Below are 20,543 nucleotides of genomic sequence, written 5' to 3'. Positions count from 1 at the left end.
CTCCGATCGGACGGGACCGGACGAATTGCGCGTCCCCCGATCGGGGGAACGGGTGGCGGGTCAGCCGGCCGCGAGGATCCGATTCACCTCGTAGGCGGCCAGCGCCAGCTCCCGGGACCGGGGGGTGGTCGGCTCGTTCTGGAATCGCGCGACCGCGTTGCACAGCCAGGCGAGCGCGGAACGCAGGTCGGCATCCGAGGTGGTGTCACGATGCGCCTTCAACTCGGTCAGCACCTGGTCGAGCCCGGAGCGGCGGACCTGCGTCGCCTTCTCGACCTGCTTGATCAGGTTTTTCAGCGGCCGGGGGCCGGGTGCGCCGGCGCCATCGCCGGAACCCCGCAGCCGAGACCACAACCCACCGTTTGGAATAGCCGCCAGTGTAGGGGGTGGACGCGGCCGTCGCGCGGCGGGCCACTCGCAACTTGTGCCCCACCAGTCACAGCGCGGCTCACCGGAATCGGGGCCGCGATCGCCTAGTCTGCACAGATAATGAGCCTCTTACGTTCCGTATCGTGCCTGGCAGCGGCGGTTTTCCTGACGGCCGCGCCGGTCGCGCTGCCCACGGCGAGCGCCGAGCCCAACGCCGCGCCGCCGAGCTGCCCCTTCAAGGTGAACACCCCACCGGCGGTCGATTCGTCGGAGGTTCCCCAAGCCGGCGACCCGCCGATCCCGCTGGCGGTGCCGCCCAAGCCGGTCGGCGGCGAGGCGCTGGCCAGCTGCGGGATCGTCGCCGCCCCGGACACGCCGCCGCTGCCCACCGACGTCTCCGCCGACGCGTGGCTGGTGGCGGACCTGGACAGCGGCGCGGTGATCGCGGCCAAGGACCCGCACGGCCGGCACCGCCCCGCCAGCATCATCAAGGTGCTGGTCGCCATGGCGTCCATCAACGCGCTCAACCTGAACAAGGCGGTCCCCGGCACCGCCGACGACGCGGCCGCCGAGGGCACCAAGGTGGGCGTGGAAGAGGGCGGGGTGTTCACGGTCAACCAGCTGCTGCACGGCCTGCTGATGCACTCGGGCAACGACGCCGCGCACGCGCTGGCCATGCAACTCGGCGGCATGCAGCAAGCGGTGGAGAAGATCAACGTGCTGGCCGCCAAGCTCGGCGGCAAGGACACCCGGGTGGCGACGCCGTCCGGGCTGGACGGCCCCGGCATGAGCACCTCGGCCTACGACATCGGCCTGTTCTACCGATACGCCTGGCAGAACCCGACTTTCGCCGACATCGTCGCGACGCGCACGTTCGACTTCCCCGGCCACGGCGACCACCCCGGTTACGAACTCGAGAACGACAACCAGCTGCTCTACAAGTACCCGGGCGCACTGGGCGGCAAGACCGGTTACACCGACGACGCCGGCCAGACGTTCGTGGGCGCGGCCAACCACGATGGGCGCCGCCTGATGGCGGTGCTGCTGCACGGGACGCGGCAGCCGATCGCCCCGTGGGAGCAGGCGGCGCACTTGCTGGACTACGGGTTCGGCACGCCGCGGGGCACGCAGGTCGGCAACCTGATCGAGCCCGACCCCTCGCTGGCGCCCGCCAAGCGCGACACCGCCGCCGACCGGCAGGCCAACGGCGCCCAGGCCGCCGACCTGCTGCCCTCGGCCGACGCGTTGCCGGTGCGGGTCGGCGTCGCGATCATCGGCGCCATCATCGTGTTCGCGTTGATCATGGTCGCGCGGTCGATGAACCGCCGGCCGCAACATCAGCATCGTTGACCGCGGAAGTTTGCTGTGGCACCGTCTTGCGGATGAGCGAAGCCTTGTATGAGGACTCCGGCCTCCGGCTCGACGAGGACGGAATCACTATCCGCCGCTACTACTTCCCATTGGCCACCCCGAAGCGGATCCCCTACAGCAAGATCCAGGGCGTCAAGACCGAGCAGATGACCTGGAACAGCGGCAAGGGCCGGATCTGGGGAGCGGGCGACCCGCGCTACTGGTTCCCGCTGGACGTCCGGCGGGGCCGCAAGCAAACGCTCCTTGTGCTCGAGCTCGGGCGCCAGGTGCGGCCGTGCATCAGCCCCGACGACCCCGAGCGCGTTATCGAGCTGCTGCGCGATCGGCTGCGGACCGGCGGCGCCACATAACGATTAGCCGAAAGCCCCGATGATTTAGCGCGTCGCCGGTAGCCTCTAACTCGCTAACGCAACAAAACATCGAATTGTTATTGCGACCCGGTGACCAAGCACGGGGGTAAAAATGATTTCGGTTACCCGAGTCGTCAAGCGAATGTGGTTGTTGCTGGCCGTCATCACCATCGTTTGTGTCGCGGCGTTCGGTATTTACCGCCTGCACAGCATGTTCGGCGTCCACGGACACCCGACCGTGAGGGTCAAGGCCGACCTCGAAGATCCGTTGTTCGACCCGAAACACGTGACGTACGAAGTCTTCGGTCCCGCCCCCACCGCGAGAATCGCCTATTTGGATCCCGACGCGCGCGTGCAACGGCTGGAAAACATTCCGCTGCCTTGGTCGGAAACGCTGACGACGACGCTGACTTCCGTCACGGTCAACCTATTGGCTCAAAGCAGCGGCAGCGAGATCGGGTGCCGAATCAAGGTGAACGGAAAGACCGAGGACGAAAGATCCGAGACGGGCCCGAAAGCCCTGACCTTCTGCCAGGTGAACGCCGGATGAGCGAAACGGCCCCCGCTTCCCGTCCGCCTTTAATGCCACAATTGATCCGCCGGTTCGCGGTGCCCATCGTCCTGTTATGGCTGGCGCTCACCGCAATTCTCAACCTCGCCATCCCCCAACTGGAAGCGGTCGGCAAAGCGCATTCGGTTTCGATGAGCCCCGCGGGCGGCGCGTCGATTCAGGCGCTCAAGCGCGTCGGCCGGGTGTTCGGGGAAACCGGATCCGACAACGTGGCCACCATCGTGCTGGAAGACAGCAAACCCCTGGGCGACGACGCCCACCGGTTCTATAACGCTCTGCTGCAACGCCTTTCGGCCGACACCAAACACGTGGCGCACATCCAGGACTTCTGGAGCGATCCGCTGACCGCGGGGGGATCCCAAAGCCCCGACGACAAGGCCGCTTACGTCGTGGTGTATCTCGCCGGCAAGAGCGAAACCGCCGCGTACAACTCGGTTTACGCCGTGCGCCATATCGTGGACACCACGCCCCGGCCGCCCGGCCTCAAGGCCTACGTGACCGGAGCGACGGCGATGATCGCCGACGAATCGGAGGCCGGCGACAAAAGCATCATGAGGGTCACCCTGATCACCGGGGTGGTGATCGCGGCCATGCTGCTCTTCATCTACCGGTCCGTGGTCACCATGATCCTCGTCCTGCTCATGGTCGGGATCGAGCTGGGGGCCATTCGCGGAGTGGTCAGTTTTCTGGTTGCCCACAACGTCTTCGGCCTTTCGACCTTCGCCACCAACCTGCTCACCCTGCTGGCCATCGCGGCCTGCACCGACTACGCGATCTTCATGCTCGGCCGCTACCACGAGGCGCGCTACGAGGGCAGGGATCGAGAATCCGCCTTCTTCGCCATGTTTCACGGGACCGCCCACGTGATCCTGGGCTCCGGCCTGACGATCGCCGGCGCCATGGCTTGTCTCAGCTTCGCCCGGCTGCCGTACTTCAAGTCGCTCGGCCCGCCGTGCGCGGTGGGCATGCTGGTCGCGGTCCTCGCCGCGCTGACGCTCGGGCCGGCGGTGCTGACCGTCGCCAGCTTCTTCGCGTTCTTCGACCCCAAGCGGCGGATGGCCACTCGGCGGTGGCGCCGGGTGGGCACGGCCATCGTTCGTTGGCCCGGCCCCGTTCTCGCGGCGACCTGCGCGGTGGCGTTCATCGGCCTGCTGGCGTTGCCGAGCTACCGGACCACCTACGATCTGCGCGGGTTCATGCCGGCGAGCATGCCGTCCCTGGTCGGCGACAGGGCCGCGGGCCGGCACTTCTCGCAGGCCCTGCTGAACCCGGACGTGCTGTTGGTCGAGACCGATCACGACATGCGCACGCCGGTTGACATGCTGGTGTTGGACAAGATCGCGAAGACCATTTTTCACAGCCCCGGCATCGCGCAGGTGAAATCGATTACCCGGCCCCTGGGAACGTCGCTCAAGCACACCTCGATTCCATTCATCATCAGCATGCAGAGCGTCGCGAATGCCGAAAACATGGGATTCATGAAGGACCGATTGGACGACATGGTGGTGCAGCAGCAGGCCATGGACGTGTCGATCGCAACGATGAAGCACATGTACGAGCTGATGGGCCAGATCGTCGACAACACCGTCGACATGGATCACCTCACCCATGACATGTCGGCCACCACCGACACGATCAGGGATCACCTCGCGGACCTCTCGGATTTCCTTCGACCGATCGGCAGCTATTTCTATTGGGAGAGACACTGTTTCGACATCCCGGTGTGCTGGGCGATCAGGTCGGTATTCGACACGTTCGACAACGTCGACCAGCTGAGCCAGAAGCTGCAATTCCTCGCCAAGGATCTGGATGTGCTCACCAAGCTGCTGCCCGAAATGCGCGCGCAGATGCTGCCGATGATTTCGACGATGACGATCATGCGGGACATGCTGGTGGTCTGGCACGGCACGCTCGTCTCGCTCTACAAAGAGCAGGAGATGAACAGCAAGGACCCCGGCGCGATGGGCCGGGTATTCGACGCCGCCAACGTCGACGATTCGTTCTATCTGCCCCAATCGGCGTTCGACAACCCGGATTTCAAGCGGGGCCTGAAGATGTTCGTGTCGCCGGACGGCAAGGCGGCCCGCTTCATCATCGGCCTGGACGGCGACCCGTCGACCCCCGAGGGGATTTCCCGCGTTGAGCCGATTCAGCAGGCGGCCAAGGAGGCCATCAAGGGAACACCGCTGCAGGGCGCCGCGATCTCGATGGGCGGCACGGCGTCGACGTACCGGGACATCCAGGAGGGCGCCTTCTACGATCTGCTGATCGCCGGGGTGGCGGCGATCAGCCTGATCTTGATCATCATGATGATCGTCACCCGGAGCCTGATCGCCGCCGCCGTGATCGTGGGGACCGTGCTGCTGTCGCTGGGCTCCTCGTTCGGCCTGTCCGTCCTTGTCTGGCAGGACCTTCTCGGCATCGACCTGTATTGGCTGGTGTTGGCGATGTCGCTGATCCTGCTGCTGGCGGTGGGATCGGACTACAACCTGCTGCTGATTTCGCGGCTGAAAGAGGAGATCGGCGCCGGCCTGAACACCGGCATCATCCGCGCGATGGCCGGCACCGGCGGGGTGGTGACCGCCGCCGGGCTGGTGTTCGCGGTGACGATGTCGCTGTTCCTGTTCAGCGATCTGCGGATCATCGGTCAGATCGGCACCACCATCGGCCTGGGCCTGCTGTTCGACACGCTGATCGTCCGCGCGTTCATGACGCCGTCCATCGCCGCGTTGCTCGGGCGGTGGTTCTGGTGGCCGCAACGCGTGCGCCCCCGACCGGCCAGCCGGATGCTGCGATCCTCCGGACCCCGCCGGCTGGTGCGCGCGCTGCTGCTGCCGCCGCCGCCCGAGAAAGCGCCGGAGCCGATGCGGCCCTAGGCCGCCTGCAGGCAGGGCGCCGGCGCCACCGCCGAGCGGTCCGGGCCGGCGACCCGAAGCTCGACCGCCCGCCGCTTCTCCGGCGCGGGCGCACCCAGCGCCGCGATGGCGGCCGCGATGGTCAGTATCAGCAGGAAGACGTCCGGCCACACCGTGCCGCGCATCTGGGCGATCGCGCCGAGCGCGGCCCCCAGCACCGCGGTCGCGACGTTGAACACCGTCGAGGCGAACCCGATCAGCGTCCCGCGGTGCTCTTCGGCGGCGAGGACGCTGATCCACGAGACGCCCGAGGGGAAGATGGCCTGGGCGGCCACCGTCGCCATGAAGAACGCCGTGCCGTACGCCCACGCGTGGGTCCACTGGCCGCTCGACTCGGCCCCGATGCACAGCACGACGGCGGCGACGCTCAGCAGGGCGCTGCCCAGCAGCATGCCCCGCACGCCGAACACGCGGTACAGCTTGCGCCACAGCGTGGAGCCGATAACGAGGCTGATGCTGGACAGGACGATCAGCACCTGCAGGCTGCCATGGTGGTGGGCGGCGCGCAGGGTGTAGAAGAAGGTGCCCAGGTTGACGGGGGCGAACAGCAGGTAGGTCAGCACGTAGCGGCGGAACCACGGCTGGGACCGGGCCACCGCGAAGCCCTGCCGGTAGGTGTCCCGCACGGACATCCGGGTGGTGATCGAGGCGGACCGCATCGGGCCGACGAAAAGCGCCGCGACGGCCGACGCGGCCAGGCCGATGGCGCCCAGCCACAGCAGGTCGCGGCGATACGCCATCTGGTTGCCGTGGGCCAGCACCGGCACGACCAACAGCGTGACGCCGGTGGCCAGCACCGAACCGATGGCCCCCTGGATCAGCAGCAGCTCGCCGCGCCGCGCCGCCGCCAGCTTGTTGGACACCAGGTCGGGGTAGCCGACGGTGCCGATCCCGACGACCACCCCGCTGACCACGCACGTCAGCAGAAACACCGCGGCGGTCAACATGCCCGTCCAGGGAATCAAGGCGTCAAGCAGAAGCATCGAGGCCGCCGTCGCCCCGACCGCCGCCAGCAGCAGGTGGCGCGCCCGCCCGGACCGTGCCAGGACCGCCGGCGAGATCGAATTGCCCGTCAGCGCGCCCATCCCGTACGCCGGAAAGATCAGCCCGGCCGCCCAGCTGAGGCCCTGGTGCGCGCAGATCACGGGCAGCACGACGGCGCAATTGCTCAGTTGCATCCCGGCGGTGTACAGCGTGCCCTGGGACAGCAGCCGGCCGAACGGGCTTTTCTGCGCCGGGGCGGTGGGCAACAACGTGACGGACATAACAAATGAATGTAGGTCCGGTGAAGAGTGGGATACATCCGCCGATCGGACACCGGGGGTGGAATTGTGTGTCCCCCGATCGGGGGACAACGCCCTCGCCGCGGGGCGTCACTACACTCACCCAGATGACTGAAGCCGGCCGGCTGAGCGGTGCACGCATTGGCCTGACCGCCGCCAGTATCGGCGTCATCTACGGCTACGACCTGTCCATCATCGCCGGGGCGCAGCTGTACGTCACCGAGGACTTCGGGCTGTCCACCCGCCAGCAGGAACTGCTGACGACGATGGTGGTCATCGGCCAGATCGTCGGGGCGCTCGGCGCGGGCAAGCTCGCCAACGCGATCGGGCGGCAGAAGTCGGTGGTGCTGCTCCTGGCCGCCTACGCGGGGTTCGCGTTGCTGGGCGCCCTGTCGGTGTCATTCCCGATGCTGCTGACGGCGCGGCTCCTGCTCGGGCTGACCCTGGGCGTGGCGGTGGTGGTCGTGCCCGTCTACATCGCGGAATCGGCTCCGACGGCGGTGCGCGGCTCGCTGCTGACGGCCTATCAGCTGGCTATCGTCAGCGGGCTCATCGTCGGCTACCTCTCCGGTTATCTGCTGGCCGGCACCCACAGCTGGCGCTGGATGCTGGGGCTGGCCACGGTGCCGGCAATGTTGTTGCTGCCGTTGCTGATTCGAGCGCCGGACACGGCGCGATGGTACGTCCTCAAGGGCCGGCCCGACGAGGCGCGGCGGGCGCTGCTGCGCGTGGAGCCCACCGCCCGGGTCGAGGAGGAGCTCGCCGAGATCGGTGACGCCCTGAGCGAAGGGGGCGGCGGCTGGTCGGAAATGCTGCGACCGCCGTACGCGCGCGCCACCGCCTTCGTCGTCACGCTCGGCTTCTTGATCCAGATCACCGGCATCAACGCGATCATCTATTACAGCCCAAGGATATTCGAGGCGATGGGCTTCACCGGCAACTTCGCGCTGCTGGCGCTGCCGGCCGTGGTCCAGGTCGCCGGGCTGGCGGCCGTGGGCGCCGCGCTGCTGCTCGTCGACCGGGTCGTCCGGCGCCCGGTGCTGCTGTCCGGCATCGCCATGATGATCGCCGCCGACGTCGTGTTGATGGGTGTGTTCGGGCGCGGCATCGGCGGCGCGGTGCTCGGATTCGCCGGCATCGTGTTGTTCATCTTCGGCTACACCATGGGGTTCGGCTCGCTGGGCTGGGTGTACGCCAGCGAGAGCTTCCCGTCGCGGCTGCGGTCCATCGGGTCGAGCACGATGCTCACCTCCAACCTGGTGGCCAATGCGATCATCGCCGCGGTGTTCCTCACCCTGCTCCATTCCCTCGGCGGCGCGGGGACTTTCGCGGTGTTCGCGGCGCTGGCGGTGGTCGCGTTCGTCGTCGTGTACCGGTACGCGCCGGAGACCAAGGGGCGCCAGCTCGAGGAGATCCGGCACTTCTGGGAGAACGGCGGCCGATGGTCGTGATCGCCGCGGGCACCGCGGTGCTCGACGGGACCGTCAGCGGGCCGGGCTGGCTCGAGACGGACGGCGAACGGATTCGGGCCTGCGCCGCGGGCGCCCCGCCCCGCCCGCCCGACGCCGACTTTCCCGACGGCATCGTGGTGCCCGGTTTCGTCGACATGCACGTGCACGGCGGCGGCGGGTCGTCCTACACCGACGGCGGCGCCCGCGCGGCCGCGGACTTTCACGCGCGGCACGGCACCACGACGACGCTCGCCAGCCTGGTGACCGCCTCGCCCGAGGAGTTGCTGACCGGGGTGCGCGCGCTGGCCGAAGCCACCCGCGACGGCGTCGTCGCGGGCATTCACCTGGAGGGGCCGTGGCTGAGCCGGGCCCGGTGCGGGGCGCACGACCCGGCCCTCATGCGCGACCCGGACCCGGCCGAGATCGACGCCCTGCTGGGCGCCGGCGGCGGCGCGATCCGGATGGTCACCCTGGCGCCCGAGCTGCCCGGGGCCGACGACGCGATCCGGCGCTTCCTCGATGCCGGAGTCGTTGTGGCACTGGGGCACACGGACTGCACCTACGAGCAGGCCGAACGCGCCATCGGCCTGGGCGCCACGGTCGGCACCCACCTGTTCAACGCGATGCCGCCGCTGCACCATCGCGAGCCCGGCCCGGCGCTCGCCCTGCTCCGCCATCCCGCGGTCACCGTGGAGGTGATCGCCGACGGCGTGCACGTGCACCCGGCCGTCGTGCGGGCGGTGGTCGAGGACGCCGGGCCGGGGCGGGTCGCCGCCGTCACCGACGCCATCTCCGCCGCCGGCCGCGGCGACGGGGCGTTTCGCATCGGCGCGGTGGACGTCGACGTCGCGTCCGGAGTGGCGCGGGTGCGCGGCACGCCGACGATCGCGGGCAGCACCGCCACCATGGACCAACTCTTCCGCAACGTGCACGCTGGAGCGGGACTGGCCGCCGCCGCGCAGACGACCTCGGCGACGCCCGCGCGCGCCCTCGGCCTGCGAGGGGTGGGCAGCCTGCGCGCCGGCTACGCCGCCAATCTCGTTGTGCTGGATCGCGATCTGCGGGTGGCCGCGGTCATGGTGGCCGGGCGTTGGCGGGTGGGCGGCTAGCGCAGCCGCCGGATGATACGGGAAAGGGTCAGCGCCCCAAGGGCTCCCATCGCCATCGCGGTCAGCGTCTGCCGCGTGCCGATCCCCTCGTCGGGCTGCACGCGCGGCGCGATGATCGCCGGCGGCGGCGGGGGGACGTGACGCGCGCGCGGGTGATCGGACGCCGTCGCGGCCCACGCCGTGCAGAAGAGCACGAGATAGGCGGTGATGTACGCGAACACCATCAGACCCAGCACCGGGCCGAAGGTGGCGCCCGCCGGGCTGCGCAGCACCACCCGCAGATAGACGGACCCCACCTGTTTGAACACTTCGAACCCGACCGCCGCCATCAGCGCGGCCCGCATCGAAGCGCTCAGGCTGACCTTCTCGCGGGGCAGGCGCGCGATCATCCAGGTGAACAGCAGCCAGGACACGGCCGTCGAGATCACGATCGACAACAGCCAGAAGAACCAGTCGAACACCGAAAGCTGCGGCACGCCAAGCCATCTCAGCAGCGCGGCAAGCGGCGCGTCATGACCGAGCGTGGTCAGACCGACGGTGGCCATGATCACCGCGAACGTGCCCAGCATCGCCAACAGATCGGAGAGCTTGTTGTGCACGAAACCCGGCGACTCGATCCGCTCGTCCCACCACATCTCGGTCAAGGCCTGGCGCAGATGCGATATCCAGCCCAGCCCCGCCCACACCGCGGTGGCCAGGCCGATGACACCCACCGACGTCCGCGCGGCGATCGCCGAGTTCATCAGGTCCAGCAGCTGATCCCCCAGCGCACCGGTCACCTGCGACCGGATGTGGTCGTCGATCGTTTTCAGCAGCTCGGGCCGGCGCGCCAGCACGAACCCGAAGGCCGCGAAACCGACCATCAGCAAGGGAAATAACGCGAAGATCGTGTAGTAGGTGAGGCCGGCGGCGAAGAATCCGCCGCTGCGGTCGTCGAAGCGCCGGTAGGCGCGCAGGACGTGGTCGAGCCAGCCGTGCCGGGCCCGCAGCCGATCGAGAATTCCGGGCTTGGCAGCTTCGGTCATGAGGGGACTTCACCTGCCTGCCGGGCCCGTGGGCCGTCCCGCGCCGTCGCGGCCCAGGCGGTGCTGTACAGCACCAAGAGCCAGGTGACGTACGCGAACGCCAACAGACCCAGCACCGGGCCGAAGGTGGCGCCGGCGGCGCTGCGCAGCACGAATTTCAGGTAGAGCGATCCCAACAGCTTGAACAACTCGAAACCGGCGGCCGCGATCAAGCCGGCCTCCATCGACGTGACGACGCCAACCGACTCGCGCGGCAATCGCACGATCACCCAGCTGAACACCACCCACGACACCACGAACGCCGTCAACACCGAAACGACCCGAAAGACCCAATGGAACACCGAGAGTTCCGGCAGCCCAAGCAGTTTCAACGCCGCTCGCAACGGTTTCTGGTGACCCAGTGCGGACAGCCCCATGCTGACCACGATCACCGCGAACGTGCCCACCACGGCGGCCAGATCGGACAGTATCGTCCGCACGAAACCCACGGAGTCCATTGGGTGATCCCAGATTCGGCCCAGCGCCTCCCGGAGGCGATACATCCACGTCTGGCCCAGCCAGGCCGCGACGACCAACCCGATCACACCGACGGACGTGCGGGCCGCGACCGCCGAATGGATCAAGTTGACCAGATGCTGCCCCAACTCGGGGGACACCCAGGACCGGACGTGGTTGTCGATTGTGTCCAATCGCTCGGGATGATGCGACAATCCGAAGCTACCCAGCGCGAAACCGACCATCAGCAAGGGAATTAGCGCGATCAGCGTGTAGTAGGTGAGGCCGGCCGCGAGCAGATTGCCGTTGCAGTTCCGGAAGTGAAAAAAGGCGCGCAGGACGTGGTCGAGCCAGCCGTGCCGGGCCCGCAGCCGATCGAGGACACTCGGCTTGGCCGGCTCGCCCATGTGCGACTCATCCCCGTTGCGGAAGGAAACCTAACCGATCGTAGACCCGCCGAACGGTTTTCCCGGCGACGTCCTCGGCGCGCTCCGCGCCCGCCGTGAGCACCGACTCCAATTCGGCTGAATCGGCCAGCAATTCGTCGACGCGGGCCTTGATGGGGCTGACGAACTCGACGACGGCCTCGGCGGTGTCCTTCTTCAGATCCCCGTAACCCCGTCCGGCATAACCCTCCACGAGCGTGTCGATCGCGGCGCCGGTGACCGCCGACTGGATGCTCAGCAGGTTGGACACCCCCGGCTTGGCGTCGGTGTCGAAGCGGATCTCGCGCTCGCTGTCGGTCACCGCCGAGCGGATCTTCTTCGCCGACGCGGCGGGATCGTCGAGCAGGTTGATCAGGCCCGCGTCGGTGGCCGCGGATTTGCTCATCTTCGACGTGGGGTCTTGCAGGTCGTAGATCTTCGCGGTCACCTTGGGGATCATCACGTCGGGGACCACGAACGTGTCGGGGAACCGGCTGTTGAACCGCTGCGCCACGTCGCGCGCCAGTTCGAGGTGCTGGCGCTGGTCCTCGCCCACCGGCACCAGCTCGGTGTCGTAGGCCAGCACGTCGGCGGCCTGCAACACCGGATAGGTGAACAGGCCGACGGTGGTGGAGTCGCCGCCCTGGCGGGCCGACTTGTCCTTGAACTGCGTCATCCGCGAGGCCTGCCCGAAGCCGGTGAAGCAGCCCAGCACCCAGGCCAGCTGGGAGTGGGCGGGCACGTGGCTCTGCACGAAGACCGTGCTGCGGGCCGGGTCGATGCCCAACGCCAGGTACTGGGCGGCCGTGACCAGGGTGCGGCGGCGCAGCGCCTCGGGATCCTGCGGGATGGTGATGGCGTGCAGGTCGACCACGCAGAAGAAGCAGTCGTGATCGTCCTGCAGCCCGACCCATTGGGTGATGGCACCCAACGCGTTCCCCAGGTGGAGCGAATTGGAGGTGGGCTGCACGCCGGAGAAGATCCGGCCGGATCGGGTGCTCATGATGCACCGATCTTTTCACGCGGGCCGTGCCGGGCATGCGCCACCGCCGAGTGTGCGGCTAGCTTCATCCTCGCCGCCGAGTGTGCGGCCAGCCGCACACTCGCGAGCGAGCGGGCCCCCAGGCGATCGCGCCGCGGGTCACACTCGCTTGCGGTACCGGCGGTACCGCCTTTAGTGTCGGGGCTATGGGGAGCAGCACGAACAGCAGCGCGGGGACGCGGCCACCGATTCACCTGGGTTCTGGAGAGCCGGTCCTGTTGCTGCACCCGTTCCTGCTGTCCCAGGCGGTTTGGCAGGACGTCGCCCAGCGGCTGGCCGACACCGGGCGCTACGAGGTGTTCGCCCCGACGATGGCCGGCCACAACGGCGGCCCGCCCGCGGGGACCTGGTTCTTGTCCTCGGCGGTGCTCGCCGACCACGTGGAGCGCCAGATGGACGAGCTGGGCTGGAAGACCGCGCACATCGTGGGCAACTCGCTGGGCGGTTGGGTCGCGTTCGAGCTGGAGCGGCGCGGGCGCGCGCGCAGCGTGATGGGCATCGCCCCGGCCGGCGGATGGACCCGATGGAGCCCGGCCAAGTTCGAGGTGATCGCCAAGTTCATCCTGGGCATTCCGCTGCTGATATTGGCCGCGCTGTTCGGCCCGCGGGTGATGGGGCTGCCGTTCAGCCGCCACCTGGCCACCTACGCGATCAGCGCGACGCCCGACGGGGTCAGCCACGAGCAACTGCTGGGCTGCATCGACGACGTCGCGCACTGCCCGGCCTACTTCCAGCTGCTGGTCAAGTCGCTGCTGCTGCACGGACTGCGGGAGCTGGCCGAGAACGCCGTCCCGGCGCACCTGGTGATCTGCGAGAAGGACCGGATCGTGCCCGCCCCCAGGTTCAGCCGGCATTTCACCACCCATTTGCCCGACGACCACCAGGTCACCGAGCTCGACGGCGTGGGCCACATCCCGATGTTCGAGGCGCCCGAGCGCGTCACCGACGTGATCATCGGCTTCCTCGACGAATGCGTCGACCCGGCGCGGCGCCGCGCGAACCCCTCGGCTAGTTAGCCAGCTCCTTTTCCAGGTTTTCGGCGATCGAGTTGAGGAACTCCTCGCTCTGCTGCCATTCCTGGTCGGGGCCGACGAGCATGGCCAGGTCCTTGGTCATCTTCCCGCTCTCGACCGTCCCGACGACCACGTCCTCCAGCCTCTGCGCGAACTCGATCACCCCCGGGGTGCCGTCGAGCTTGCCGCGGTGGGCCAGCCCGCGCGTCCAGGCGAAGATCGAGGCGATCGGATTGGTCGAGGTCGGCTTGCCGGCCCGGTACTGCCGGAAGTGCCGGGTGACGGTGCCGTGCGCGGCCTCGGCCTCCACCGTCTTGCCGTCGGCGGTCATCAGCACGGACGTCATCAGCCCCAGCGAGCCGTAGCCCTGGGCGACGAGGTCGGACTGGACGTCGCCGTCGTAGTTCTTGCACGCCCACACGTAGCCGCCCTCCCACTTCAGGCACGCGGCGACCATGTCGTCGATGAGCCGGTGCTCGTAGGTGAGCCCCTCGGCCTCGAACTTGTCCTTGAATTCCTCGTCGTAGATGCGCTGGAACTCGTCCTTGAACATGCCGTCGTAGGCCTTGAGGATCGTGTTCTTGGTGGACAGGTACACCGGCCATTTGGCGTTGAGGCCGTACTTGAACGACGCGCGCGCGAAATCCCCGATGGAGTCCTTGAAGTTGTACATCCCCATCACGACGCCGCCGTCGTCGGGGATGTCCACCATCTCGTGCACGATCGGCTCGCTGCCGTCGGACGGGGTGAACGTGATCGCCACGGTGCCCGGCTTGTCGATCTTGAAGTTGGTCGACCGATACTGGTCACCGAACGCGTGGCGCCCGATGACGATCGGCTTGGTCCAGCCGGGAACCAGCCGGGGGACGTTCGAGATGACGATCGGCTCGCGGAAGATGGTGCCGCCCAGAATGTTTCGGATGGTGCCGTTGGGTGAGAGCCACATCTTCTTCAGGTTGAATTCTTGGACGCGGGCCTCGTCGGGGGTGATGGTGGCGCACTTGACGCCTACCCCGTGTCTCTTGATGGCGTACGCGGCGTCGATGGTCACCTGGTCGTTGGTGCGGTCGCGGTTTTCGATGCCGAGGTCGTAGTACTCGAGGTTGACGTCGAGATGCGGCAGTATCAGCATCTCCTTGATCAGTTTCCAGATGACGCGGGTCATCTCGTCACCGTCGAGCTCGACGACCGGCCCCCGGACTTTGATCTTGCGGTCGCCTGACATCTTCGGACCTTACGAACCTTGCGAGGCTGTCAGCGCTTCGTTGAACGTCTTGCTCGGCCGCATCACGGCGGTCGTCTTCTCGCTGTCCGGGTAGTAGTAGCCACCGATGTCCACCGTCTCGCCCTGCGCCTCGGCCAGCTCGCCGACGATGGTGTCCTCGTTCTCGCCCAGCGACTCGGCCAGCGCGGCGAAGTGCTTGGAAAGCTCCTCGTCGTCGGATTGCGCGAGTTCCTGCGCCCAGTACAGCGCCAGGTAGAACTGGCTGCCGCGGTTGTCGAGTTCGCCGGCCTTGCGCGACGGACTCTTGTTGTTCTCCAGCAGCTTGCCGATCGCGGCGTCCAGCGTCTTGCCCAGGATCTTGGCGCGCTCGTTGTCCGTCTTGATGCCGATGTCCTCGAAACATGCTCCGAGAGCGAGGAATTCGCCGAGGGAATCCCAGCGCAGGTGGTTCTCCTCGAGGAGCTGGTGCACGTGCTTGGGCGCCGAACCGCCCGCCCCGGTTTCGTACATGCCGCCGCCGGACATCAGCGGCACGATGGACAGCATCTTGGCGCTGGTGCCCAGCTCGAGAATCGGGAACAGGTCGGTGAGGTAGTCGCGCAGGATGTTTCCGGTCGCGGCGATGGTGTCCTGGCCGCGGATCGCGCGCTCGATCGTGTACCGCATGGCCCACACCTGCGGCATGATGTTGATGTCCAGGCCCTCGGTGTCGTGTTCCTTCAGATACGCCTTGACCTTCTTGCGCAGCTCGACCTCGTGCGGCCGCTCGGTGTCCAGCCAGAACACCACCGTCATGCCCGAGTTGCGCGCCCGCGTGACGGCCAGCTTGACCCAGTCGCGGATCGCCTCGTCGGTGACGATCGGCATCCGCCAGATGTCGCCCTCCTCGACGTTCTGGGTCAGCAGCACCTCGCCGCTGTCAATGTCGACGATGTTGGCGACCCCGTCCTCGGGGATTTCGAACGTCTTGTCGTGCGAGCCGTACTCCTCGGCCTGCTGCGCCATCAGGCCGACGTTGGGCACGGTCCCCATGGTCGTCGGGTCGAACTGCCCGTGGGTCTTGCAGAAGTTGATGATCTCCTGGTAGATCCGCGAAAAGGTCGACTCGGGGTTGACGGCCTTGGTGTCCTTCTGCCGCCCGTCGGCGCCCCACATCTTGCCGCCCGCCCGGATCATCGCCGGCATCGACGCGTCCACGATCACATCGCTGGGCGAGTGAAAGTTGGTGATGCCCTTGGCCGAATCGACCATGGCCAGCTCGGGGCGGTGTTCGTGGCAGGCGTGCAGGTCGCGGATGATCTCCTCGTGCAGCGAGGCGGGCAGCGACTCGATCTTGTTGTAGAGGTCGACCAGTCCGTTGTTGACGTCGACGCCGAGCTCGTCGAACAGCTCCTGGTGCTTGGCGAAGGCGTCCTTGTAATAGACCTTCACGGCGTGGCCGAAGACGATGGGATGCGAGACCTTCATCATGGTCGCCTTGACGTGCAGTGAGAACATCACGCCGGTCTCGTAGGCGTCCTCCATCTGCTCTTCGTAGAACTCGACCAGCGCCTTCTTGCTCATGAACATGCTGTCGATGACGTCGCCCTCGCGCAGCTCGACCTTGTCTTTGAGCTCGAGGGTCTTGCCACTCTTGGTTTCCAGCACCATCTTCACGTTGCGCGCGCGGTCCAGCGTCATCGACTTCTCGCCGTGGTAGAAGTCGCCCTTGCGCATGGTCGCGACGTGGGTGCGCGACGCCGGCGACCACTCCCCCATGCTGTGCGGGTGCCTGCGGGCGTACTCCTTGACGGCCTTCGGCGCGCGCCGGTCCGAGTTGCCTTGTCGCAGTACCGGGTTGACCGCGCTGCCCAGGCATTTGCCGTAGCGGGCGCGGATTTCCCTGTCCTCGTCGGTCTTCGGGCTCTGCGGAAAGTCCGGAATCTTGAAGCCCTTGCCCTGCAGCTCCTTGACGGCGGCGACCAGCTGGGGCACCGAGGCGCTGATGTTCGGCAGCTTGATGATGTTGGTGTCGGGCAGCTGCGTCAGCTTGCCCAACTCGCCCAGGTTGTCGCCGACCCGCTGCTCCTCGGTCAGGTCGTCGGGGAATTCGGCCAGGATGCGCGCGGCCACGGAGATGTCGCTCGTCTTGATCTCGATGCCCGCCGGCTCGGCGAACGCGCGCACGATCGGCAGGAACCCGTAGGTCGCCAGCAACGGCGCCTCGTCGGTCAGTGTGTAGATGACGGTCGGCTGTTCGGCGCTCACGGTCCCTCTCCCGGCGTGGAAAATCTTCGAATATTCGGTCAGATCTCTGGGGGGCTCAGCGTTCTTCCTGCCACGTTATCAAGGGCGTTTGGGCAGGTGTCGACCTGCCATTGGCACACAGTCGGCACAGTAAGATAGTCTCCGTATTGGTCATGAGCGCCAGCATCAAGCCCCGGCTTGCTGGCCGGCAACCCTCCAACCGCGGTGGGGTGCCCCGGGTGATGACCAGGTTGAGTAGCCAAGCACCGGCTATCCGGCAAGCGCGGGTCCGCCATGACGGGCCCCTGAGCCAGACAGGGAAGCTTCCATGAGCGATGCCACCAACAGCGACGACACCGATCCGAGCGCCCACTGGTCGTTCGACACCAAGCAGGTGCACGCGGGCCAGCGGCCGGACCCGGCCACCAACGCCCGCGCCCTGCCGATCTACCAGACCACGTCGTACACGTTCGACGACACCTCGCACGCCGCCGCCCTGTTCGGGCTGGAGGTGCCGGGCAACATCTACACCCGGATCGGCAACCCCACCACCGACGTCGTCGAGCAGCGGATCGCCGCGCTCGAGGGCGGCGTGGCAGCGCTGTTCCTCAGCTCCGGGCAGGCCGCTGAGACCTTCGCCATACTCAACCTCGCGTGTGCCGGGGATCACATCGTGTCCAGCCCGCGGCTCTACGGCGGCACCTACAACCTGTTCCACTACTCGCTGGCCAAGCTCGGCATCGAGGTCAGCTTCGTCGACGACCCCGACGACCTGGATTCCTGGCAGGCCGCGGTGCGCCCGAACACCAAGGCGTTCTTCGGCGAGACCATCTCCAACCCGCAGATCGACCTGCTGGACATCCCCGGGGTCGCCGGCGTCGCCCACGCCAACGGGATACCGCTGATCGTCGACAACACCATCGCCACGCCCTACCTGATCCGGCCGTTCGAGCACGGCGCCGACGTCGTGGTGCACTCGGCCACCAAGTACCTGGGCGGGCACGGCTCGGCGATCGCCGGCGTCATCGTCGACGGCGGCACCTTCGACTGGACGCAGGGGCGTTTCCCGGGATTCACCACACCCGACCCGAGCTACCACGGCGTGGTGTTCGCCGAGCTCGGGCCGCCGGCCTACGCGCTCAAGGCGCGCGTGCAGCTGCTGCGCGACCTGGGTTCGGCCGCCTCCCCGTTCAACGCTTTCCTGGTCGCCCAGGGCATCGAAACGCTGAGCCTGCGGATGGAACGCCACGTCGCCAACGCGCAGCGGGTCGCCGAATTCCTCGAGGGCCACGACGGCGTTGTGTCGGTGAACTACGCCGGGCTGCCCAGTTCGCCGTGGCACGAGCGCGGGAAGAAGCTGGCGCCCAAGGGAACCGGCGCGGTGCTGGCCTTCGAGCTGGCTGGCGGCGTCGAGGCCGGCAAGGCGTTCGTGAACGCGCTCAAGCTGCACAGCCACGTCGCCAACATCGGCGACGTGCGATCGCTGGTGATCCACCCCGCGTCGACCACGCACGCCCAGCTGAGCGCCGCCGAGCAGCTGGCGACCGGCGTGACGCCCGGCCTGGTGCGGCTGGCCGTCGGCATCGAGGGCATCGACGACATCCTGGCCGACCTGGAGCTGGGCTTCGCCGCGGCGCGCAAGTTCGGCGCCGAGGCGGCCGACCCGCAAGCCGTGGCGGCGTTCTGAGGGGCCGGCCATGACGATCTCCGACGTCGGAACCCAGACGCTGCCGGCCGAAGGCGAGATCGGCCTGGTCCACATCGGCTCGCTGAGGACCGAGGGCGGCGCGGTGATCGACGATGTGTGCATCGCCGTGCAGCGATGGGGCGAGCTGTCGCCGACCCGCGACAACGTGGTGGTGGTGCTGCACGCGCTCACCGGTGACTCGCACATCACCGGTCCCGCCGGGCCGGGGCATCCCACCGGTGGCTGGTGGGACGGGGTCGCCGGCCCGGGCGCGCCCATCGATACCGACCGCTGGTGCGCCGTCGCCACCAACGTGCTGGGCGGTTGCCGCGGCTCCACCGGCCCCAGCTCGCTGGCCCGCGATGGAAAGCCCTGGGGCTCAAGGTTTCCCATGATCACCGTGCGCGACCAGGTGGAGGCCGACATCGCCGCGCTGGCCGCGCTGGGAATCAATGAGGTCGCCGCGGTTGTTGGTGGTTCCATGGGCGGCGCACGGGCTTTGGAATGGATGGTCGGGCACCCCAGTCGGGTGCGGGCGGGGCTGCTGCTGGCGGTCGGCGCGCGCGCGACCGCGGACCAAATCGGCACGCAGACCACGCAGATCGCGGCCATCAAGGCCGACCCGGACTGGCAGGGCGGCGACTACCACGACACCGGCCGCACACCGGACACCGGCCTGGCCATCGCCCGCCGCTTCGCCCACCTGACCTATCGCGGCGAAGCGGAGCTCGACACCCGCTTCGGCAACGACAAGCAGGGCGGCGGGGACAGCCGCTACGCGGTGCAGAGCTACCTCGAGCATCAGGGCGACAAGCTGTTGGCCCGCTTCGACGCAGGCAGCTACGTGGCCCTGACCGAGTCGCTGAACAGCCATGACGTGGGCCGCGGCCGCGGAGGGGTGCGCAAGGCGCTCCGCGGTTGCCCGGTGCCGGCGGTGGTCGGCGGCATCACGTCCGACCGGCTTTATCCGCTGCGGTTGCAGGAGGAGCTCGCCGAGCTGCTGCCGGGCTGTAGCGGACTGCAGGTCGTCGAGTCCATCTGCGGGCACGACGGCTTCCTGGTGGAGTCCGAGGCGGTCGGCGAGCTGATTCGCGAGACGCTCGACCTAGCTGAGAGTGAAGGCGCGTGCCGGCGGTGACGCGCTCCGGGCAGGACCGCTCTTTGTCGTTCGGCTCGGCGGCTGCTGCCTATGAGCGGGGACGCCCCTCTTATCCCCCGGAGGCGATCGACTGGCTGCTGCCGCGCGGCGCGCGCCAGGTGCTGGACCTGGGTGCCGGCACCGGAAAGCTGACCACCCGGCTGGTGGAACGCGGGCTGGACGTGGTGGCCGTCGACCCGATCCCCGACATGCTGGAGGTGTTGCGCAGCTCGCTGCCGGAGACCCGGGCGCTGCTGGGCACCGCCGAGGGAATTCCGTTGCCGGACAACAGCGTCGACGTCGTGCTGGTGGCGCAGGCGTGGCATTGGGTGGATCCCGAACGCGCCATTCCCGAGGTGGCCCGCGTGTTGCGGCCGGGCGGCCGGCTGGGTCTGGTGTGGAACACGCGCGACGAGCGGCTGGGCTGGGTGCGGGAGCTGGGCGAGATCATCGGCTCCGACGGTGACCGCGGCCGCTTCGACGTCACGCTGTCCGAGTCGTTCACCTCACCGGAGCGCCACCAGGTCGAGTGGACGAATTACCTTACGCCCCAAGCCTTGATCGACCTGGTCGCATCGCGCAGCTACTGCATCACCTCACCGACCGAGGTCCGCACCAGGACCCTGGACCAGGTGCGCGAGTTGCTCGCCACCCATCCGGCACTGGCGAATTCGACCGGGCTGGCGCTGCCCTACGTCACCGTGTGCATCCGGGCGACGCTGGCCGGGTAATCACGCCGCGTCGTCGTCATCATCGTCATCCCGGAGCAGTTTTTCGGGGTGGTGGAAGATGTTGGTGCGGGGGCGGCCGCGGTCGTGGTGGGGGGGGGGGATCCAGACGGTGTCACC

Annotated in this window: 17 protein-coding genes and 1 riboswitch; of the genes, 10 read left to right on the top strand and 7 right to left on the bottom strand. The window is 67.9% G+C overall.

Translation table 11 applies throughout. From position 1 onward, the window contains the following. Window positions 1-60 precede the first annotated feature (60 nt). A complete protein-coding gene (locus A5702_RS15255) occupies window positions 61-297 on the bottom strand; it encodes a hypothetical protein (protein WP_197281341.1) in 237 nt (78 codons plus the stop codon). Window positions 298-489: 192 nt separating this feature from the next. On the opposite strand from A5702_RS15255, the gene A5702_RS15250 reads away from it, so the two are divergent. From A5702_RS15250 to A5702_RS15235, 4 genes are all read left to right on the top strand, one after another. Beyond that, window positions 490-1,719: a D-alanyl-D-alanine carboxypeptidase family protein gene (locus tag A5702_RS15250; RefSeq protein ID WP_067819403.1), complete on the top strand. Its 1,230-nt coding sequence runs from the start codon at window positions 490-492 to the stop codon at window positions 1,717-1,719. 32 nt (window positions 1,720-1,751) lie between these two features. Then, window positions 1,752-2,090 carry a hypothetical protein gene (locus tag A5702_RS15245; RefSeq protein ID WP_055405505.1) on the top strand — a complete coding sequence of 113 codons (339 nt, stop codon included), beginning with the start codon at window positions 1,752-1,754 and terminating at the stop codon, window positions 2,088-2,090. Window positions 2,091-2,202: 112 nt separating this feature from the next. Then, window positions 2,203-2,640, top strand: a complete 438-nt coding sequence (locus A5702_RS15240; protein ID WP_055405506.1) for an MmpS family transport accessory protein — start codon at window positions 2,203-2,205, stop codon at window positions 2,638-2,640. Next, entirely contained in the window at window positions 2,637-5,537 is a 2,901-nt protein-coding gene (locus A5702_RS15235; protein WP_068221705.1) for an RND family transporter, read from the top strand. Before A5702_RS15240 ends, A5702_RS15235 begins: the two co-directional genes overlap by 4 nt. Here A5702_RS15235 and A5702_RS15230 read toward each other — a convergent pair. Beyond that, window positions 5,534-6,841, bottom strand: coding sequence for an MFS transporter (locus A5702_RS15230; RefSeq protein ID WP_068221704.1), 1,308 nt, complete (start codon window positions 6,839-6,841; stop codon window positions 5,534-5,536). The genes A5702_RS15235 and A5702_RS15230 overlap by 4 nt on opposite strands. A gap of 125 nt (window positions 6,842-6,966) precedes the next feature. Between A5702_RS15230 and A5702_RS15225 the strand changes: the two genes are divergently transcribed. Together A5702_RS15225 and nagA are read left to right on the top strand one after the other, a co-directional pair. Further along, window positions 6,967-8,310, top strand: coding sequence for a sugar porter family MFS transporter (locus A5702_RS15225; RefSeq protein WP_068221702.1), 1,344 nt, complete (start codon window positions 6,967-6,969; stop codon window positions 8,308-8,310). Next, the gene (gene nagA, locus A5702_RS15220; protein ID WP_068221700.1) at window positions 8,301-9,419 is read left to right on the top strand and encodes an N-acetylglucosamine-6-phosphate deacetylase; all 1,119 of its coding nucleotides are present in this window, start codon (window positions 8,301-8,303) and stop codon (window positions 9,417-9,419) included. Before A5702_RS15225 ends, nagA begins: the two co-directional genes overlap by 10 nt. On the opposite strand, the gene yhjD (A5702_RS15215) is transcribed toward nagA, so the two are convergent. From yhjD (A5702_RS15215) to trpS, 3 genes are read right to left on the bottom strand one after another with little or no spacing between them, the layout of a single operon-like run. Then, a complete protein-coding gene (gene yhjD / locus A5702_RS15215) occupies window positions 9,416-10,444 on the bottom strand; it encodes an inner membrane protein YhjD (protein WP_068221698.1) in 1,029 nt (342 codons plus the stop codon). The genes nagA and yhjD (A5702_RS15215) overlap by 4 nt on opposite strands. Continuing rightward, on the bottom strand, window positions 10,441-11,346 hold the full coding sequence (yhjD, locus tag A5702_RS15210) for an inner membrane protein YhjD (protein ID WP_068221697.1): 906 nt from the start codon (window positions 11,344-11,346) through the stop codon (window positions 10,441-10,443). The genes yhjD (A5702_RS15215) and yhjD (A5702_RS15210) overlap by 4 nt, the downstream gene beginning before the upstream one ends. A gap of 7 nt (window positions 11,347-11,353) precedes the next feature. After that, window positions 11,354-12,367 carry a tryptophan--tRNA ligase gene (gene trpS, locus A5702_RS15205; protein WP_068221695.1) on the bottom strand — a complete coding sequence of 338 codons (1,014 nt, stop codon included), beginning with the start codon at window positions 12,365-12,367 and terminating at the stop codon, window positions 11,354-11,356. A 254-nt stretch (window positions 12,368-12,621) separates the two neighbouring features. On the opposite strand from trpS, the gene A5702_RS15200 reads away from it, so the two are divergent. Then, entirely contained in the window at window positions 12,622-13,422 is an 801-nt protein-coding gene (locus A5702_RS15200; protein ID WP_055405026.1) for an alpha/beta fold hydrolase, read from the top strand. Here A5702_RS15200 and A5702_RS15195 read toward each other — a convergent pair. Both A5702_RS15195 and A5702_RS15190 read right to left on the bottom strand, forming a co-directional pair. Then, window positions 13,415-14,644 (bottom strand): NADP-dependent isocitrate dehydrogenase, encoded by a 1,230-nt coding sequence (locus A5702_RS15195; protein WP_055405018.1) that lies wholly within the window; start codon window positions 14,642-14,644, stop codon window positions 13,415-13,417. The genes A5702_RS15200 and A5702_RS15195 overlap by 8 nt on opposite strands. A 9-nt stretch (window positions 14,645-14,653) precedes the next feature. Next, the gene (locus A5702_RS15190; RefSeq protein ID WP_068221692.1) at window positions 14,654-16,891 is read right to left on the bottom strand and encodes an NADP-dependent isocitrate dehydrogenase; all 2,238 of its coding nucleotides are present in this window, start codon (window positions 16,889-16,891) and stop codon (window positions 14,654-14,656) included. 148 nt (window positions 16,892-17,039) lie between these two features. Further along, a riboswitch (SAM riboswitch) is annotated at window positions 17,040-17,160 on the top strand. Between the two features lie 38 nt (window positions 17,161-17,198). On the opposite strand from A5702_RS15190, the gene A5702_RS15185 reads away from it, so the two are divergent. From A5702_RS15185 to A5702_RS15175, 3 genes are read left to right on the top strand one after another with little or no spacing between them, the layout of a single operon-like run. Further along, on the top strand, window positions 17,199-18,557 hold the full coding sequence (locus tag A5702_RS15185) for a bifunctional o-acetylhomoserine/o-acetylserine sulfhydrylase (protein WP_068221690.1): 1,359 nt from the start codon (window positions 17,199-17,201) through the stop codon (window positions 18,555-18,557). Between the two features lie 10 nt (window positions 18,558-18,567). After that, window positions 18,568-19,695 carry a homoserine O-acetyltransferase gene (locus A5702_RS15180; RefSeq protein ID WP_055405015.1) on the top strand — a complete coding sequence of 376 codons (1,128 nt, stop codon included), beginning with the start codon at window positions 18,568-18,570 and terminating at the stop codon, window positions 19,693-19,695. Continuing rightward, window positions 19,692-20,426, top strand: a complete 735-nt coding sequence (locus tag A5702_RS15175; RefSeq protein WP_067818015.1) for a class I SAM-dependent methyltransferase — start codon at window positions 19,692-19,694, stop codon at window positions 20,424-20,426. Before A5702_RS15180 ends, A5702_RS15175 begins: the two co-directional genes overlap by 4 nt. Window positions 20,427-20,543: the final 117 nt, after the last annotated feature.

Source organism: Mycobacterium sp. E3339, assembly GCF_001666915.1.
Lineage (GTDB): Bacteria > Actinomycetota > Actinomycetes > Mycobacteriales > Mycobacteriaceae > Mycobacterium.
This window is presented reverse-complemented; position numbering and strand designations above follow the sequence as displayed.

Excerpts from the sequence above, each read along its gene's own strand:
- A5702_RS15250 (WP_067819403.1), top strand. The coding sequence starts at position 490 with ATGAGCCTCTTACGTTCCGTATCGTGCCTGGCAGCGGCGGTTTTCCTG.
- A5702_RS15245 (WP_055405505.1), top strand. The coding sequence starts at position 1,752 with ATGAGCGAAGCCTTGTATGAGGACTCCGGCCTCCGGCTCGACGAGGAC.
- A5702_RS15240 (WP_055405506.1), top strand. The coding sequence starts at position 2,203 with ATGATTTCGGTTACCCGAGTCGTCAAGCGAATGTGGTTGTTGCTGGCC.
- A5702_RS15235 (WP_068221705.1), top strand. The coding sequence starts at position 2,637 with ATGAGCGAAACGGCCCCCGCTTCCCGTCCGCCTTTAATGCCACAATTG.
- A5702_RS15230 (WP_068221704.1), bottom strand. The coding sequence starts at position 6,841 with ATGTCCGTCACGTTGTTGCCCACCGCCCCGGCGCAGAAAAGCCCGTTC.
- A5702_RS15225 (WP_068221702.1), top strand. The coding sequence starts at position 6,967 with ATGACTGAAGCCGGCCGGCTGAGCGGTGCACGCATTGGCCTGACCGCC.
- nagA (WP_068221700.1), top strand. The coding sequence starts at position 8,301 with ATGGTCGTGATCGCCGCGGGCACCGCGGTGCTCGACGGGACCGTCAGC.
- yhjD (WP_068221698.1), bottom strand. The coding sequence starts at position 10,444 with ATGACCGAAGCTGCCAAGCCCGGAATTCTCGATCGGCTGCGGGCCCGG.
- yhjD (WP_068221697.1), bottom strand. The coding sequence starts at position 11,346 with ATGGGCGAGCCGGCCAAGCCGAGTGTCCTCGATCGGCTGCGGGCCCGG.
- trpS (WP_068221695.1), bottom strand. The coding sequence starts at position 12,367 with ATGAGCACCCGATCCGGCCGGATCTTCTCCGGCGTGCAGCCCACCTCC.
- A5702_RS15195 (WP_055405018.1), bottom strand. The coding sequence starts at position 14,644 with ATGTCAGGCGACCGCAAGATCAAAGTCCGGGGGCCGGTCGTCGAGCTC.
- A5702_RS15185 (WP_068221690.1), top strand. The coding sequence starts at position 17,199 with ATGAGCGATGCCACCAACAGCGACGACACCGATCCGAGCGCCCACTGG.
- A5702_RS15180 (WP_055405015.1), top strand. The coding sequence starts at position 18,568 with ATGACGATCTCCGACGTCGGAACCCAGACGCTGCCGGCCGAAGGCGAG.